Source organism: Phaeacidiphilus oryzae TH49 (assembly GCF_000744815.1).
GTDB classification, from domain to species: domain Bacteria; phylum Actinomycetota; class Actinomycetes; order Streptomycetales; family Streptomycetaceae; genus Phaeacidiphilus; species Phaeacidiphilus oryzae.
Genome location: NZ_JQMQ01000005.1, coordinates 5,278,012 through 5,291,742, shown reverse-complemented (window position 1 = coordinate 5,291,742; position 13,731 = coordinate 5,278,012). Strand labels below are relative to the sequence as shown.

11 protein-coding genes are annotated in these 13,731 nt (G+C 74.9%); 7 read left to right on the top strand and 4 right to left on the bottom strand.

The genetic code is table 11. From position 1 onward, the window contains the following. Positions 1 to 36 precede the first annotated feature (36 nt). Positions 37 to 1,515 (bottom strand): glycosyltransferase family 4 protein, encoded by a 1,479-nt coding sequence (locus BS73_RS27240; RefSeq protein WP_084704395.1) that lies wholly within the window; start codon positions 1,513 to 1,515, stop codon positions 37 to 39. Between the two features lie 137 nt (positions 1,516 to 1,652). Here BS73_RS27240 and BS73_RS27235 point away from each other — a divergent pair, with 137 nt between their 5' ends. Continuing rightward, the gene (locus BS73_RS27235) at positions 1,653 to 2,252 is read left to right on the top strand and encodes a TetR family transcriptional regulator (RefSeq protein WP_037576885.1); all 600 of its coding nucleotides are present in this window, start codon (positions 1,653 to 1,655) and stop codon (positions 2,250 to 2,252) included. A gap of 214 nt (positions 2,253 to 2,466) precedes the next feature. Here BS73_RS27235 and BS73_RS27230 read toward each other — a convergent pair whose 3' ends face one another. Next, entirely contained in the window at positions 2,467 to 2,700 is a 234-nt protein-coding gene (locus BS73_RS27230) for a ferredoxin (protein ID WP_037576882.1), read from the bottom strand. Continuing rightward, positions 2,697 to 4,160, bottom strand: coding sequence for an aldehyde dehydrogenase (locus BS73_RS27225; RefSeq protein WP_037576879.1), 1,464 nt, complete (start codon positions 4,158 to 4,160; stop codon positions 2,697 to 2,699). Before BS73_RS27225 ends, BS73_RS27230 begins: the two co-directional genes overlap by 4 nt. Before the next feature lie 171 nt (positions 4,161 to 4,331). Here BS73_RS27225 and BS73_RS27220 point away from each other — a divergent pair, with 171 nt between their 5' ends. Next, complete coding sequence (locus tag BS73_RS27220) at positions 4,332 to 5,591, top strand: MBL fold metallo-hydrolase (RefSeq protein WP_407675063.1); 1,260 nt, start codon at positions 4,332 to 4,334, stop codon at positions 5,589 to 5,591. Between the two features lie 232 nt (positions 5,592 to 5,823). Next, positions 5,824 to 7,284, top strand: a complete 1,461-nt coding sequence (locus BS73_RS27215; RefSeq protein ID WP_037576876.1) for a prenyltransferase/squalene oxidase repeat-containing protein — start codon at positions 5,824 to 5,826, stop codon at positions 7,282 to 7,284. Positions 7,285 to 7,399: 115 nt separating this feature from the next. Here BS73_RS27215 and BS73_RS27210 read toward each other — a convergent pair whose 3' ends face one another. After that, positions 7,400 to 8,902, bottom strand: a complete 1,503-nt coding sequence (locus BS73_RS27210) for an MFS transporter (protein WP_322987297.1) — start codon at positions 8,900 to 8,902, stop codon at positions 7,400 to 7,402. A gap of 164 nt (positions 8,903 to 9,066) precedes the next feature. Here BS73_RS27210 and BS73_RS27205 point away from each other — a divergent pair, with 164 nt between their 5' ends. From BS73_RS27205 to BS73_RS27190, 4 genes are all read left to right on the top strand, one after another. Continuing rightward, complete coding sequence (locus BS73_RS27205; protein WP_084704394.1) at positions 9,067 to 10,023, top strand: GntR family transcriptional regulator; 957 nt, start codon at positions 9,067 to 9,069, stop codon at positions 10,021 to 10,023. 82 nt (positions 10,024 to 10,105) lie between these two features. Continuing rightward, entirely contained in the window at positions 10,106 to 11,626 is a 1,521-nt protein-coding gene (locus BS73_RS27200; RefSeq protein WP_037576873.1) for a M48 family metallopeptidase, read from the top strand. Positions 11,627 to 11,699: 73 nt separating this feature from the next. Next, positions 11,700 to 12,965: a hypothetical protein gene (locus tag BS73_RS27195; protein ID WP_051940787.1), complete on the top strand. Its 1,266-nt coding sequence runs from the start codon at positions 11,700 to 11,702 to the stop codon at positions 12,963 to 12,965. Further along, positions 12,962 to 13,714, top strand: a complete 753-nt coding sequence (locus tag BS73_RS27190; RefSeq protein WP_037576869.1) for a DUF6585 family protein — start codon at positions 12,962 to 12,964, stop codon at positions 13,712 to 13,714. The genes BS73_RS27195 and BS73_RS27190 overlap by 4 nt, the downstream gene beginning before the upstream one ends. Positions 13,715 to 13,731 lie beyond the last annotated feature (17 nt).

The following is a 13,731-nucleotide window of genomic DNA, read 5'->3' as shown; positions in this document are numbered from 1 at the left end:
TCGGACGACGGGACGGTACGGAGTCGGGGCGGGAGGTCAGACGTACCGCCAGCCGGCGCCCTCGCGGGCCCGGCGCCCGTCGCCGGTGGCGATCGCGGCCCGGTAGCGCTCCACGGTCAGCTCGGCCGCGCGCTTCCAGGTGAAGCGCTCCAGCACCCGGGACCGGCCGGCCGCGCCGATCCGGGCCCGCAGCCCGGGGTCGTCGAGCAGCCGGCCGAGGGCGGCGGCCAGCGCGCCGGCGTCGCCGGGCGGCACGGCCAGGCAGGTCTCCCCGTCCGGCCCGGCGACCTCGGGGATGGCCCCGCCGGTGGTGGCGACCAGCGGTGTCCCGGTGGCCATGGCCTCCGCGGCCGGCAGCGAGAAGCCCTCGTAGAGGGAGGGCACGCAGGCGACCTCGGCGCTGCGCACCAGGTCGACGAACTCGTCGTCGCTGATCCCGCTGCGGAAGGTGATCTGCTTCTCCAGCCCGAGCCGCCGGATCGCCTCCGCGACCGGGCCCTTCTCCCGGGACTTGCCGACGACCACCAGATGCGCCTCGCGCTCGGTCCTGACCTTCGCCAGCGCCTCCACCAGATGGACGAGGCCCTTCAGCGGGACGTCGGCGCTGGAGGTGGTGACGATCCGCCCGGGGACGACCGGAACGGAGGGGTCCGGCGACCACAGGTCCACGTCGGCCCCGATCGGCACGACGTGCACCCGGCTCGGGTGGACGCCCAGATGCTCGGTGATCTCCCGCGCCGAGCTGCCGGAGACGGTGACCACCGAGCCGAGGCAGCGGGCCACCCGCTTCTGCATCCGGGTGAAGCCGTACCAGCGGCGTACCCCGAAGCGCTTCCGCAGGCTGCCGCTCGCCCGGGCGGCGGCCAGCTCCAACTCCCGGTCCACGGTGATCGGGTGGTGGATCGTGGTGACCAGCGGGAAGCCGTGGCGCTCTACGTCGAGGAGGCCGTAGCCCAGGGTCTGGTTGTCGTGGACCACGTCGTACCGGCCGCGGTGCCTGGCCAGGTGGCGGCGGGCGCGGAGGGAGAAGGTCAGCGGCTCGGGGAAGCCGCCGGTCCACATGGTGGCGACCTCCAGGAGGTCGATCGCGTCCCGGAACTCGCTGAGCGCGGGCGTCCGGAAGGGGTCGGGCTGGCGGTAGAGGTCCAGGCTGGGGAGCTCGACCAGGCGCACCGAGCCGGGCGCGTCCGAGACGTCGTCCAGGACGGGGTAGGGCTGGGCGCCGATCACGTCCACCGAATGCCCGAGCCGGGCCAGTTCGCGGGAGAGGTGGCGTACGTACACCCCCTGGCCCCCGCAGAAAGGATTCCCCTTATAGGAGAGCAGCGCGATCCGCAACGGCCGGTCGGCCCGCTCTGCTGCGCGCTCGCTCTCCGCGCGTACGGTCACGGTCGGCCCCTCTCGCTGGAGATCCCGGCCAGGGTAATCTAGAACAAGTTCCACCGCTCCGGGAGCAGGCCCCAACGGGCCAGGGGTAGCCGAGGGGCAGCGCGGGAGCTGAACAGGCGCAAACATTACCCGCCCGTAGCTTTTCGCGGCACCTCGGGGCCTCGGGCCGACCGATTCACCGGTGAATCGTGGGGTGATTCGCGCCACGCGGCGGTGATACGCCATCATCAGCCGCAGCGCAGGACGTACCGGAGGCCGCCGACATGCAGAACCTGCAGCGTGCAACGCGAACGCCGCCGCTGACGGAGCGGCAGGAGGCGCGGCGCAGGCGCATCCTCCACACCGCCGCGCAGCTGGCGTCGCGCGGCGGGTTCGACGCGGTGCAGATGCGGGAGGTCGCCGAGAACTCCGGGGTGGCGCTGGGCACCCTCTACCGCTACTTCCCCTCCAAGGTGCATCTGCTGGTCGCGACCATGCAGGACCAGCTGGAGCTGATGCTCGACCAGATCCGCAAGCACCCGCCGACGGCGAAGGAGCCGAGCGCGCGGGTCGCGGAGACGCTGATGCGGGCCTTCCGCGCGCTGCAGCGGGAGCCGCAGCTGGCCGAGGCGATGGTCAGGTCGCTGACCTTCGCGGACCGCTCGGTCTCCGCGGAGGTGGACCAGGTCTCCCGGATCACCACGACGATCATCGTGGACGCGATGGGCCTGGACCGGGCGCCGACCCGCGAGCAGCTGTCCGCGATCCGGGTCATCGAGCACACCTGGCACTCGGCGCTGGTCACCTGGCTCTCCGGGCGCGCGTCCATCGCGCAGGTCCGCGTCGACCTGGAGACGGTCTGCCGCCTGCTGACGCTGGATTGACGCGGGGGTGTGCGGATTCGCTGCGCGAACCGGGGCCCGAAGGGCCGCTTCAGGGGCGCGGGGAACTGCGCGGCCCGCCGCGAACCGTGCCGCAGCCGACAGCGGAGTGCGGGGGGCAAACCCCGGCGCCGGCGCCGCGGGCGGCTGGCGCGCAGTTCCCCGCGCTCCTTGATTCGCCGCGCGAATCGGGGGCGAGGGGCGCGCGCACTTGTGGCTACTCCGCCGGGGGGAAGACCGCCTCGTCGGTGCCGGCCACGCGGAGCGTGATCGCTTCGGCCGGGCAGCCCTCGGCCGCCTCCAGGACCGCCTCGCTCGCGTCGACCTCCGGCGCGACCGGCCGCGACTGCCGCGCCGAGTCCAGCGAGAACTCCCCCGCCGCGGTCGCCGCGCACAGCCCCGAGCCGATGCACAGCGACCGGTCGACCTCGACCCTCCAGCGATCCGTCATTCCGAATCCGTCCATCCCTGCGGCAGGTTGACCGTCTTGTCCTCAAGGTACGCCGCGAGCCCCTCCGGCCCGAACTCCCTTCCCAGACCGGAGTTCTTGAAGCCGCCGAACGGCCCGCGGAAGTCCAGGCTGAAGGTGTTGACGGAGATCGTCCCGGTCCGCACCCGCGACGCGAACTCGATGCCCTTCCGCACGTCCGCCGTCCACACGCTCCCGGAGAGCCCGTACTCCGAGTCGTTGGCGATCCGCAGCGCCTCCGCCTCGTCCGCGTACGGGATCAGCCCGACGACCGGCCCGAAGATCTCCTCCCGGGCCACCCGCATCCGGTTGTCGACGCCGCCCAGCAGCGTCGGCTCGACGTACCACCCCGTCGGCTGCGAGCTGGGGACGCCGCCGCCGGTGAGGACCTTGGCGCCCTCCTCCTGCCCGAGCCGGATGTAGTCCAGCGACCGCTTCTGCTGCCGCTGTGCGACCAGCGGCCCGATCTTCGTGGCGTCGTCCAGCGGGTCACCGACCGTCAACTCGCCGACGGCCGCGACCATCCGCTCCGCGATCTCCTCGTACCGCGAGGCCGGCACCAGCACCCGGGTCTGCGCGACGCAGGCCTGCCCGTTGTTCATGTAGGAGGCCCCCATCAGGGTGGTGACCGCCGCGTCCAGGTCGGCGTCCGGCAGCAGCACCGCCGCCGACTTGCCGCCCAGCTCCAGCGTCACCCGGGTGAGGTTGCGCGCGGCCACCTCCATGATCCGCTTGCCCGCGGCCACCGAGCCGGTGAAGGAGACCTTGTCCACCCCGGGATGCCCGACCAGGTACTCGCTGACCTCCCGGTCCGCCGGCAGGATGGACAGCACGCCCTCCGGCAGCCCGGCCTCCGCCACCACCTCGGCCAGCAGATAGGAGTCCAGCGGCGCCTCCGGCGAGGGCTTCAGCACCGCCGTGCAGCCCGCCGCCAGCGCGGGCGCCAGCTTCGCCGCCGCCGTGAACTGCGGTACGTTCCACGGCACCACGGCCGCCACCACGCCCGCCGGCTCCCGGCGCACCAGGATCGGTCCGAGGACGCCGTCGCGCCGCTCCTGGAACGCGTGGTCCCGGGCGACCTGGAGGTAGGTGTCCCAGATCATCACCGGGCCGAAGCCCTGCGCCATCAGTGAGAAGGAGATCGGCGAGCCGTTCTCGGAGCTGATCAGCCGGGCCAACTCCTCGGCGCGGGCGGCGAGTCCGTCCTTGATCCGGGTGATCACCGCGAGCCGCTCCGCCAGCGGCATCCGCGGCCACGGCCCCTCGTCGAAGGCCTTTCGGGCGGCCGCCACCGCCCGGTCCACGTCCGCCCGCGAGGCGTGCGGCACCCTTCCGAAGACCTTCTCGGTGTGCGGGGAGACGACCTCGATGACCTCCCCGCCCTGCGGGGCGACCCACTCGCCGCCTATGAACAGCCGGTCCTTCTCCAGTAGTTCGGCCATCACCGTGCTCCCTCCGAGCTGGCATCCCGCAGAACTGATACCAGTTCTAGTTTCAGGTATCAATGCTCGTGCACCGACCGTCGAGTACGCTCGACGGAATGTTGGTTGTATGACACATCCGCCTCTGGCGCGGGTTTGACGCCCCGTCAGGCCGAGTACGAGGAGAGCCCCGTGGACGCAGACGCAGCCCCGGTGACCCCCGTGTCCGCCGAGGAGCGGAGCGCCTGGCGGAACCGCGTACGCCCGCCGGTGCGGTCGGTCGGCGGCGGGGTGTGGGCGGTGCCCGTCCCGATCCCGGACAACCCCCTCCAGTACACCCTCGTCTACCTGCTGGAGAGCGACCGCGGCCCGGTGCTGGTCGACACCGGCTGGGACTCGCCGGACTGCTACGACATCCTGGCCGACGGCATCGCCGCCACCGGCGCCTCGGTCTCCGACGTCCACGGCATCCTGGTCACCCACTACCACCCCGACCACCACGGCCTCTCCGGCAGGGTGCGGGCCGAGTCCGGCGCCTGGATCGGGATGCACGCGGCCGAGGCGCAGGTGGTCCGCGCGATGCGGACGATCCCCGAGGCCGAGTGGGGCCGGCGGATGCTGGAACACCTCCGGCACGCCGGCCTCCCCGAGGACTACGCCGACGCCCTGCGCTCCCTCCGCGGCCGCCCGGGCCGGTCCGGCCGCTCCCGGCACACCGCCGGCTCGGGCGCCGGCTCGGCCGCCGGCGCGGACGCGGAGGCCGTCTCGGACACCGAGGGCGGCTTCCCCGAGGAGCAGTTCCACGGCAGCGGCGGCGCGGAGGAGCCCGCCCTCGACCGCGACCTGGTCAACGCCCTCCCCGACCGCGAGCTTGTCCACTCCGAGCAGGCCGGCGTCCCCGGCCGGGACGTCAGGGTGGTCTGGACGCCGGGGCACACCCCCGGGCACGTCTGCCTCCACCTCACCGACGGGGACCGCACCCGGCTGCTCACCGGCGACCACCTGCTGCCGACCATCTCGCCGCAGATCTCCCTCTATCCCGACGACGCCGGCGAGAACTCCGACCCTCCCCCAGGCTCTCGAATGGGCTCGAGCGGGGGGGACCCCCTCGGTGACTTCCTGGACTCCCTGGAGCGGATCGCCGCCCTCGACCCGCACGAGGTGCTGCCCGCCCACCAGTACCGCTTCACCGGCGCCCCGGCCCGGGTCCGCGAGTTGCTGGAGCACCACGCCCACCGGCTGGCCGAGCTCCACGCTGCGCTGCGCGCCAAGCCGCTCACCCAGTGGGAGTGCGCCCAGGCGATGACCTGGAACCGGCCGTGGGCCGAACTCTCCTTCTTCTCCCGGCACATGGCGCTCTCCGAGGCCGCCGCCCACCTCCGCAGGCTGGTCAAGACCGGCCTCGCCGAGCAGATCCCGGAGGCTCAGCCGTTCCTCTACCGGGCGCTCTGAACCGCGCCGGCCGCCGGCCGCCGACCGCGGGCTGCCGACCGCGGGCTGCCGACCGCCGGCACGGACGGGGTTGTGCCGAAGCCGCGCCCGCCCGGTGACCGTCCGGCATCCGATTGGCACCGGTTCCGCCTGGGTTGCGAAGTGCGCAGCGGACGGCGGGGTAGACTGTCCCGCCCTCCTGACCCAGTTGTCAGTCCGCCCGTCAGCCCGAGCCGGCCGAGGTACGCCCAGCATGGTCAAGACAGTGCGGCCGCGTGCCGCCGCGCTCGCCGCCGCGGTCGGCGCGATGGGCGCGCTCGCCCTGGCGACCCCGTCCACCGCCCCCGCCGCCCCGGCCGGTTCGACCGGACCCGCGGCGCCCGCCGGCGCGGCCCCGGCAGACGCGACCTCGTCCGCCGCCACCGCCGGTGCGGGCACCGGCACCGGCACCGGCCTCTACGGCCTGGCCTCCCCCGACCAGGACGGCGTCGAGCGCCAGTCGCTCGCCCTCCTCGCGCTCGACTCGCAGCACATCACCCCGTCCGCCTCGGCGGTCCGCTGGCTGACCGCCCAGCAGTGCGAGAACGGCGGCTGGACGGCGTACCGCCCGGAACCGGGGACAGCGGCCTGCCCGGCCGGCGTCGAGTCCACCACCGCGACCGCCGCCGCCATCCAGGCCCTGTCCGCGCTCGGCGGCCACCAGCACGCGGTGGACCAGGCCGTCGACTGGCTGCGCCGCACCCAGGCCGCGGACGGCACCTGGGCCGACCTCCCGGACGCGCCGCACGCCCACGGTGCCGCGGCGGCCACCGCCGCCGCGAACAGCGCCCTGCGCGCGGCACGCCTCGACCCGCGCCAGGTCCGGCCCGTCCTCGGAACCGGAACCGGCATCGGCGTCGGCGTCGGCGTCGGCACGGGCACAGAGACAGGCACGGGCGGCGGCAGCAGCGGCGGCAGCAGCAGCAGCCCGAGCGCGACCGCCGGCGACGGCGGCGAGGGCGGCGGCGCCGGCGGCGGCGGGAACGCCCCCAACGCCTACGACGCCCTCCACTCCTTCCAGTTGGGCACCACCGTGCCCAGCAGCCAGCGCGGGGCCTTCGCCGACCTCTCCACCCTCCGCAGCAGCCCCGGCCACGCCCCGCCCCCGGACGACGCCCTCACCGCGCGGGCGGCCCTGCCCATCGGCGGCGGCTACCTCCCGCTCACCGGCCGCGCCGAGAACACCGCGCCGGCCGCGTACGCCGCCTCCTACCTCAGCACCCGGATCCGGGCCGGCGGCGAGCACCTCGACCTCCCCGGCAGCAGCCCCGCCCAGCCCGACTACGCGTCGACCGCCTACGCGGTGCTGTCCCTCGCCCACGCCGGCCGCCCGGCGGACGCCCGGGACGCGATGGACTGGCTGGCCTCCCACGCCGACGACTGGACGTCCAGCACCGCCGACCCCACCTCGGCGCTCTCGCTCCTCGTGCTGACCGCGGACGCCACCGACCTCAACCCCCGCGACCTGGGCGGCGGCGACCGGCTGGCCGCGCTGCTCGCGCAGGGGCCGCGGCCGGCGGCGACGCCCTCGGCCCCGGTCCGCCCCGCCGAGACGGCGTCCCCGCGGCGGGCCGAGGACAGCGTCTCCACCCTCTGGTGGATCGTCGGCCTGGCGGCGACGGCGGCCATCGCGGCCCCCCTGCTGCGCCGCTACTCCCGCCCCCGGCGGCACTGAAGCGGCTCCCCTCGCGACGCGGACGGCGCCGCACCCGGCGGCGGAGCCCGGGTCGCCGCCCGATCGCCGCCACCGAGTGCGGCGCCCGCGCCGCACGGGGATTCGAACGCACCCCCTAGGACGCCGAGCGCCCGCGCAGCGCCAGCAGCGTCACCGCCAGCCCCACCACCATCGCGCCCCCCGCGCCCAGCGCGGCCACATGCAGGCCGTCCATGAACGCCGATCGGGCCGCCGCCCGGACCCCCGCGCCGGCCCCGCCCGGCAACCGCGAGGCCACCGCCAGCGCGTCCGGCAGAGTCTCCCGGACCGCTCCGCGCACCGGTCCCGGCAGCGACCCGGACACCTCCACCCGGCCCCGGTACACCGCCGTTCCCAGCGAGCCCAGCAGGGCCATCCCCAGCGCCCCCGCGAACTCCGACCCGGTCTCCATCAGCGCCCCCGCCGTTCCGGACCGCTCGGCCGGGACCTCGGTCAGCGCCATGTCCATCACCTGGGTGGTGACCGCGATGACGCCCACCGACCCCACGGTCAGGAACACCAGCGCCCGCCACAGCGGCGCCTCCACCCCCACCGTGGCCATCAGCCCGTAGCCCGCCGCCGAGACGGCGAACCCGCCCGCGATCACCGCGGTCCGCCCGGTCCGCCGGGCCACCTGCGCCGCGACCGGCGCCGCCGCGCCGACCACCACCGAGGGCGCCACCGCCCACAGCGCCGCCCCCAGCGGGCTGTACCCGCGCACCGACTGCAGGTACTGCGTGGTGAACATGACGAAGCCGATCATCGCGAACATCGCGACCGAGTTGACGGTGAGTCCCGCCGCGAACCCTCGCGCCCGCAGCACGAGCCGGTCGACCATCGGGTGCCGCGCGGTCCGCTGCCGGCGGACGAACAGCGCCCCGACCACGAGCCCGGTCGCCAGCGCGCCCCAGGCGTACCCGTCCCAGCCCTCGGCCGCGCCCCGCTTGATCCCGTAGATCGCGGGCAGCACCGCGCCCAGCGACAGCGCGGAGCCCGCCAGGTCGAACCGCCCGGCCCGGGGATTCCTGAACTCCGGTACCAGCAGCGGCGCCAGCACCACCAGCAGCACCATGGCCGGCAGGTTGATCAGGAACACCGACCCCCACCAGAAGTGCTCCAGCAGCAGCCCGGAGAGCACCGGCCCGAGCGCCACCCCGCCCGTCATCGCCCCGGTCCAGATGGCGATCGCGGTGGCCCGCTGCTTCGGGTCGTGGAACATGTTCCGCACCAGCGCCACCGTGGACGGCATCAGCGTCGCCCCGCCGAGTCCGAGCAGCGCCCGCATCACGATCAGCATCTCCGCGCTGCCCGAGTACGCCGCCCCCACCGAGGCCGCCCCGAACGCCGCCGCGCCGGCCAGCAGCAGGCGCCGCCGCCCGATCCGGTCGCCGATCGAGCCCATCGTGAGGACGAGGCCGGCCAGCACGAAGCCGTACATGTCCATGATCCAGAGCTGCTGGGTGGCGCTGGGCCGCAGGTCCCGGCTGATGAACGGGACGGCGAAGTACAGCACCGAGACGTCCATCGAGACCAGCAGCAGCGGCAGCAGCAGCACCGCCAGCCCGGTCCACTCCCGCCGCCCCGCCCGGGGCGCGGGCAAGCCCTCCGACCTTGGTTCCGCCGCCTGTACCGCCTGGGACATGACTCCCCCTCCGATCCGTCTGCGAACAGGGATCAGAGTCCCCGGCCGTCCGCCCGCCGGGGTGGAGCGCTCTGTGCGAGACTCCCCGAGCGCACTAGTGCGCTTCGACCCGGGAGGCCGCCTTGACCGACAGCCCCTCGCCCAGCCCCTCGCCCAGTCCCGCGCCCAGCCCCTCCCCCGCGGCGCGGATCGCCGCCGCCCTCCGCCGCCGGATCGACGACGGCGAGCTCGCGCCCGGTGCCCGGCTGCCCTCCACCCGGGCGCTGGTCAGGGAGTTCGGGGTGGCGATGGCCACCGCCACCCGCGCCCTGGCGATCCTCCGCGACGCGGGCCTTGTGGAGACCCGTCCCGGCGCGGGCACCTTCGTCACCGGCGCCCCGGCCCCGGCGCCGGCGGAGGCCGGGCAGCCGGTCCGCCCGCCCCGCGAGCTCACCACCGCCCGGATCGCCGACACCGCCGTCCGCCTGGCCGACACGGAGGGCTTCCGCACCCTGACCATGCGCCGGATCGCCGCCGCCCTCTCCGTCCCCACCAGCGCGGTCAACGCCCTGGTCCCCACCCGCGAGGCACTCCTCACCGTGATGTGCGACCGCGTCTACGGGGAGGTGCGCCGCAGCCTCCCCGAACCGCCCCCGCCCTGGCGGGAGGCGCTGACGCTGGTCGCCCGGGCCTCCTGGGCGGCGTACAACCGGCACCCGTGGGCGGCCCACATCACCTCGTTCACCCGGCCCCTGATCGGCCGGAACGGCATGTCGATCACCGACTGGTCGATACGCGCCCTGACCGCCACTGGGCTCGACGACGAGGCCGCCGTGCTGGCCGCGATCACCAACTCCGGTATCCCGCGCGGCTTCGCGGTCGACCTGGAACGGGAGACCGAGCTGCTGGACGCCACCGGCCAGGACGCCGACGAGTGGACCGCCCGCCAGGGCCACCGCTACGCGGCCGTCATGCTCGAGTTCGGGCTCACCGGACTGCGGCGGATGGCCGACATCGAGGACCTCTCGGTCGACCGCTTCTTCGAGTTCACCCTGGAACGCTTCCTGGACGGCCTCCAGACCCTGGTGGACTCGCTCTGACCGTCCCCACCCCGGCGACTGGCGGTGCCCGCCGAGCCTGCGGCATAGTGTGTCGGCTTCATAGGGCAACCGTGGGGGAATCGTGGGCATACCGAGACGTGCCGTCCGGGCGCTGGTGCTTCTCATCGGGTTCTACTGCATGGGCTTCGGGCTGCTCGCCGCCCTCGCCGCGATCGACGCCGGTCTGATCGCGAGCGGCTACTCCGGCACCGGGGTGGGGCGCTTCATGGTGCTCAGCGTGCTGATCGCCATCCCGCTGGTCCGCGGGATCTTCTTCACCCGGGGCAACCGCATGCGCAATCCCCCCGGCGTCCCGGTCACCCCGCAGCAGCAGCCGCTGCTCTGGCAGAGCGTCAGCCGGCTCGCCGACCGGATGGGCACCCGCCCGCCGCGCGAGCTGCGGATCGTCCCGGAGGTCAACGCCTTCGTCCACGAGAACCCCCACCTGGCCGGGCTGCTGCCGGGCAGGCGGCGGATGTTCGTCGGCGTACCGCTGCTGATCGGGCTGACGCCGGGGCAGTTGGAGGCCGTCCTCTGCCACGAGCTGGGCCACTACTCCAACAAGGACACCCGACTCGCCGGGCTGGTCCAGCGGGGCCGGCAGTCCATGCTCAACACGGTCCGGATGTTCGCCGGCCGGCGCACCGGCAACGCGGCCCTGTTCCGCCTCTACCGCTCGTACGCCGAGCACTACCTGCGGACCACCGAGGCCCTCAGCCGCCAGCAGGAGATCGCCGCCGACCGGGAGGCCGCCCGCATCGCCGGCCGCGACAACGCCGCGCTGGCACTGCGCCAACTCCCGGCGCTGGACGCCGGATACGACTTCTATCTGGACCGCTACGCGGCCGCCGGGCGGAGCATCGGGCTGCTGCCGACCGCCGACGAGTTCCTGGGCGGCTTCCGCCATCTGCTGGCCGACCCCGAGCGCGCCGCCGAACTGGAGAAGCTGCGCAGGGAGCCCCCGGAGACCGAGACCTCCCCGTTCGACACCCATCCGCCGATCACCGCCCGCATCGCCGCGATCGAGGCCATGCCGGACGACGGCCGGGGCCGGGACACCGGAAGCGCCCTCTCCCTGGTGGCCGATCCGGCGGCGCTCTTCGCCACGGTCGCCAGGGATGTGCTCGCCAAGTCCGAGGGGACGGCGGGGCTGGCGGAGGCGGACTGGCCGACACTGGTCCACCGCCTCGGCCGGGCCCGCGCCGAGGCGGCGGCGAAGCCGCTGCGCGCGGCCGTCGAGGCACTGCCGGTCGGCATCGGGCCCCAGCCGCAGTATCCGCCGCTCGCGCTGGTCCTCGACCTGGTGGACGCCGGCTGGCTGGACGAGCTGGCCGCCCGCCTGCCGGAGCCGGAGTTCGCCAAGGGCACCACAGGACCGGTCCGGGTCCAGCATCTCCGCACCGATCTGGAGCCGCGCCTCCTCGCACTGGTACGCCTCGCACTGGCCGACTCGGGCCGCGGCGGCTGGCCGGTGAGCTGGTCGCGGGTGGGCGCCTTCGAGGCCCCGGGGATTCCGGCCGAGGCCCTGCGCGAGGCGGTCGCCGCCATGGTCGCGATGACCCCGAGCACCGCGCCCCTGCGCGCCCTGCTGGCGCAGGGCTGAGCGCAGGACCGAGCGCACGCCCCCTGAACCCACGGCAGTCGAACCGCTGCCGACCCCCCCGGAGGAACACCCCGTGTCCGGATTCCTGAGACGCCTCAGCGGCCGCGCCAAGCTGGACGAGGCGGCGGCCGCCGTCGCCGCCGCCGCCGCGCGCCGCAGCGCCGCGCCCGCTCCCCCGCGGGACGCCGCCGAGGCGCGCACCATCGACCCCGCCGCCTACGGCATGCCTCCGCGGGCGGCGCTGCGGACCGGCCTCATCCGGCCGCTGCCCGCACTGACCGCGGCCGGGGAGGCGGCGGAGCGCACCGGCGACTGGCGGCCCGCCTCGGCACTGCTGGAGGCGGTCGGCGCGGACTGGGAGCTCCGCTACCTCTGCGCCTGCCACCTGGCCGAGCTCGCCGTGCGGGAGGACGCCTGGTTGCGCGCCTGGCGCCAGGCCGCGCCGCGGGACCCGGGCGCCGCGGTGGTCTACGCGCGGTCGCTGGTCGAGGTCGCCTGGGCGGTCCGCGGCACCGGCCGGGCCGAGGGCGTCACCGCCGAGCAGTGGCAGGGGTTCCACCGCACGCTGTCCGCGGCCCCCGGAGCCTGCCAGGAGGCCGCCGCGCTGCTGCCCGAGGACCCGGTCCCGTGGATCGTCCACCTCGGCGCGGCCACCGGCCTTTCCTACCCCCACGAGGCCTTCCGTGAGCTGTGGGCGATGGTCAGGTCCCGGGCGCCGTACCACGTTCCGGCACATCTCGGCGCGATGAACTACTGGCTGCCCCGCTGGCACGGCTCGCGCGAGCTGGTGACCGGCTTCGTCGAGGAGGCCATCGCCACCGCGCCGATCGGATCGCTGCTGACGCTGCTGCGGCTGGACCTCCTCAACAACGAGCTGCGCCCCGAGGACCAGGAGCAACGCCGGGCGTTCTGGCGCGGCCCGGAGGTCCGCCACGCGGTGGACCAGGGCCTGGCCGACCTGGCCGCGGCACACCCCGCCCACCTGCGGATCGACGCGCTGCGCGGCTGGCTCGCCTACTTCCTCACCCGCTCCGGGCGGTACGCCGAGGCGGTGTGGATGTTCCGGCAGCTGGGCGACCGGGTGGCGACCGCGCCCTGGAGCTACTCCGCCGACGGCACCGCCCTGTTCACGGCGAACCGCGTGGAGGCCGTGCTGGGCTGGGAGGACGCGGGCCGGCCGGCGCTTCCGAACGGCCGCTCACCGCTCGACGCGACGCCGGCGGCGGGCTGGGGCCAGGGGCCGGAGCTGGCGTCGGGTCCGGGTCCTGCTGCGGGTCCGGGTCCTGCTGCGGGTCCGGCTGCCCAGCCGTACTGGAACGGCCGAGGGGGAGCCCGATGACCGTCCCCCAACCCCCGCAGGGCGCTGCCGCGCGGGTCGCCGCCGCGCAGGAACCGCCGTCGCAGGACCCCGCCCTGGGCCGCCGGCTCGCCTCCTACCCGGCGGTCCGCTGGAGCACCCTGCTGGTGCTCTCCCATGTGCTGCTGATCGTGGTGAACACCGCGATGGTGATCACCATCCCGCTCGCCGTCCGGCTGCTCGTCCTCCTCCGGCGCTCGCCCAACCTCTCCGCGGCGAGCGCCGCCAAGCGCGTGGACCTCTACCAGCGGGGCGTGATGATCTGCGGGCGGAACGGCCCGGAGGCCGTCTACCGCTTCGACTCCACGGGGCTGCGGCAGAACATCGTCACCCCGAACGTCTACGGGATCCGGCTCAACACCCGCTACGCCTTCGTCCTCACCGACCCCGAGGGCCGGACCGAGACCCTCTCCAACCTCTACCAGGACATCGCCGAGCTCGGCGCCCGCCTCCAGCAGGAGATCACCCTGGCCCAGGCGGACTCCGCGGTCGCCGCCGTCCGCGCGGGCCAGGAGGCCCCCTTCGGCCCGTACGCGCTGCGGCCGGAGGGGATAGCCACCCCGCGCGGCCTGCTGGCCTGGGAGGCTCTGGAGCGGGTCACCGTCCTCCAGGGCGAGGTGCGGATCCACGCCCGGGGCAAGCGGCTGCCGTTCGCCCGGGTGGGCGCCCACAAGGTGGTCAACCTCGACTGCCTCCTCCGCTCCATCGCCCGTCTGCGGCCGAGCGCCTGACGGGTCGTCAGGCACAG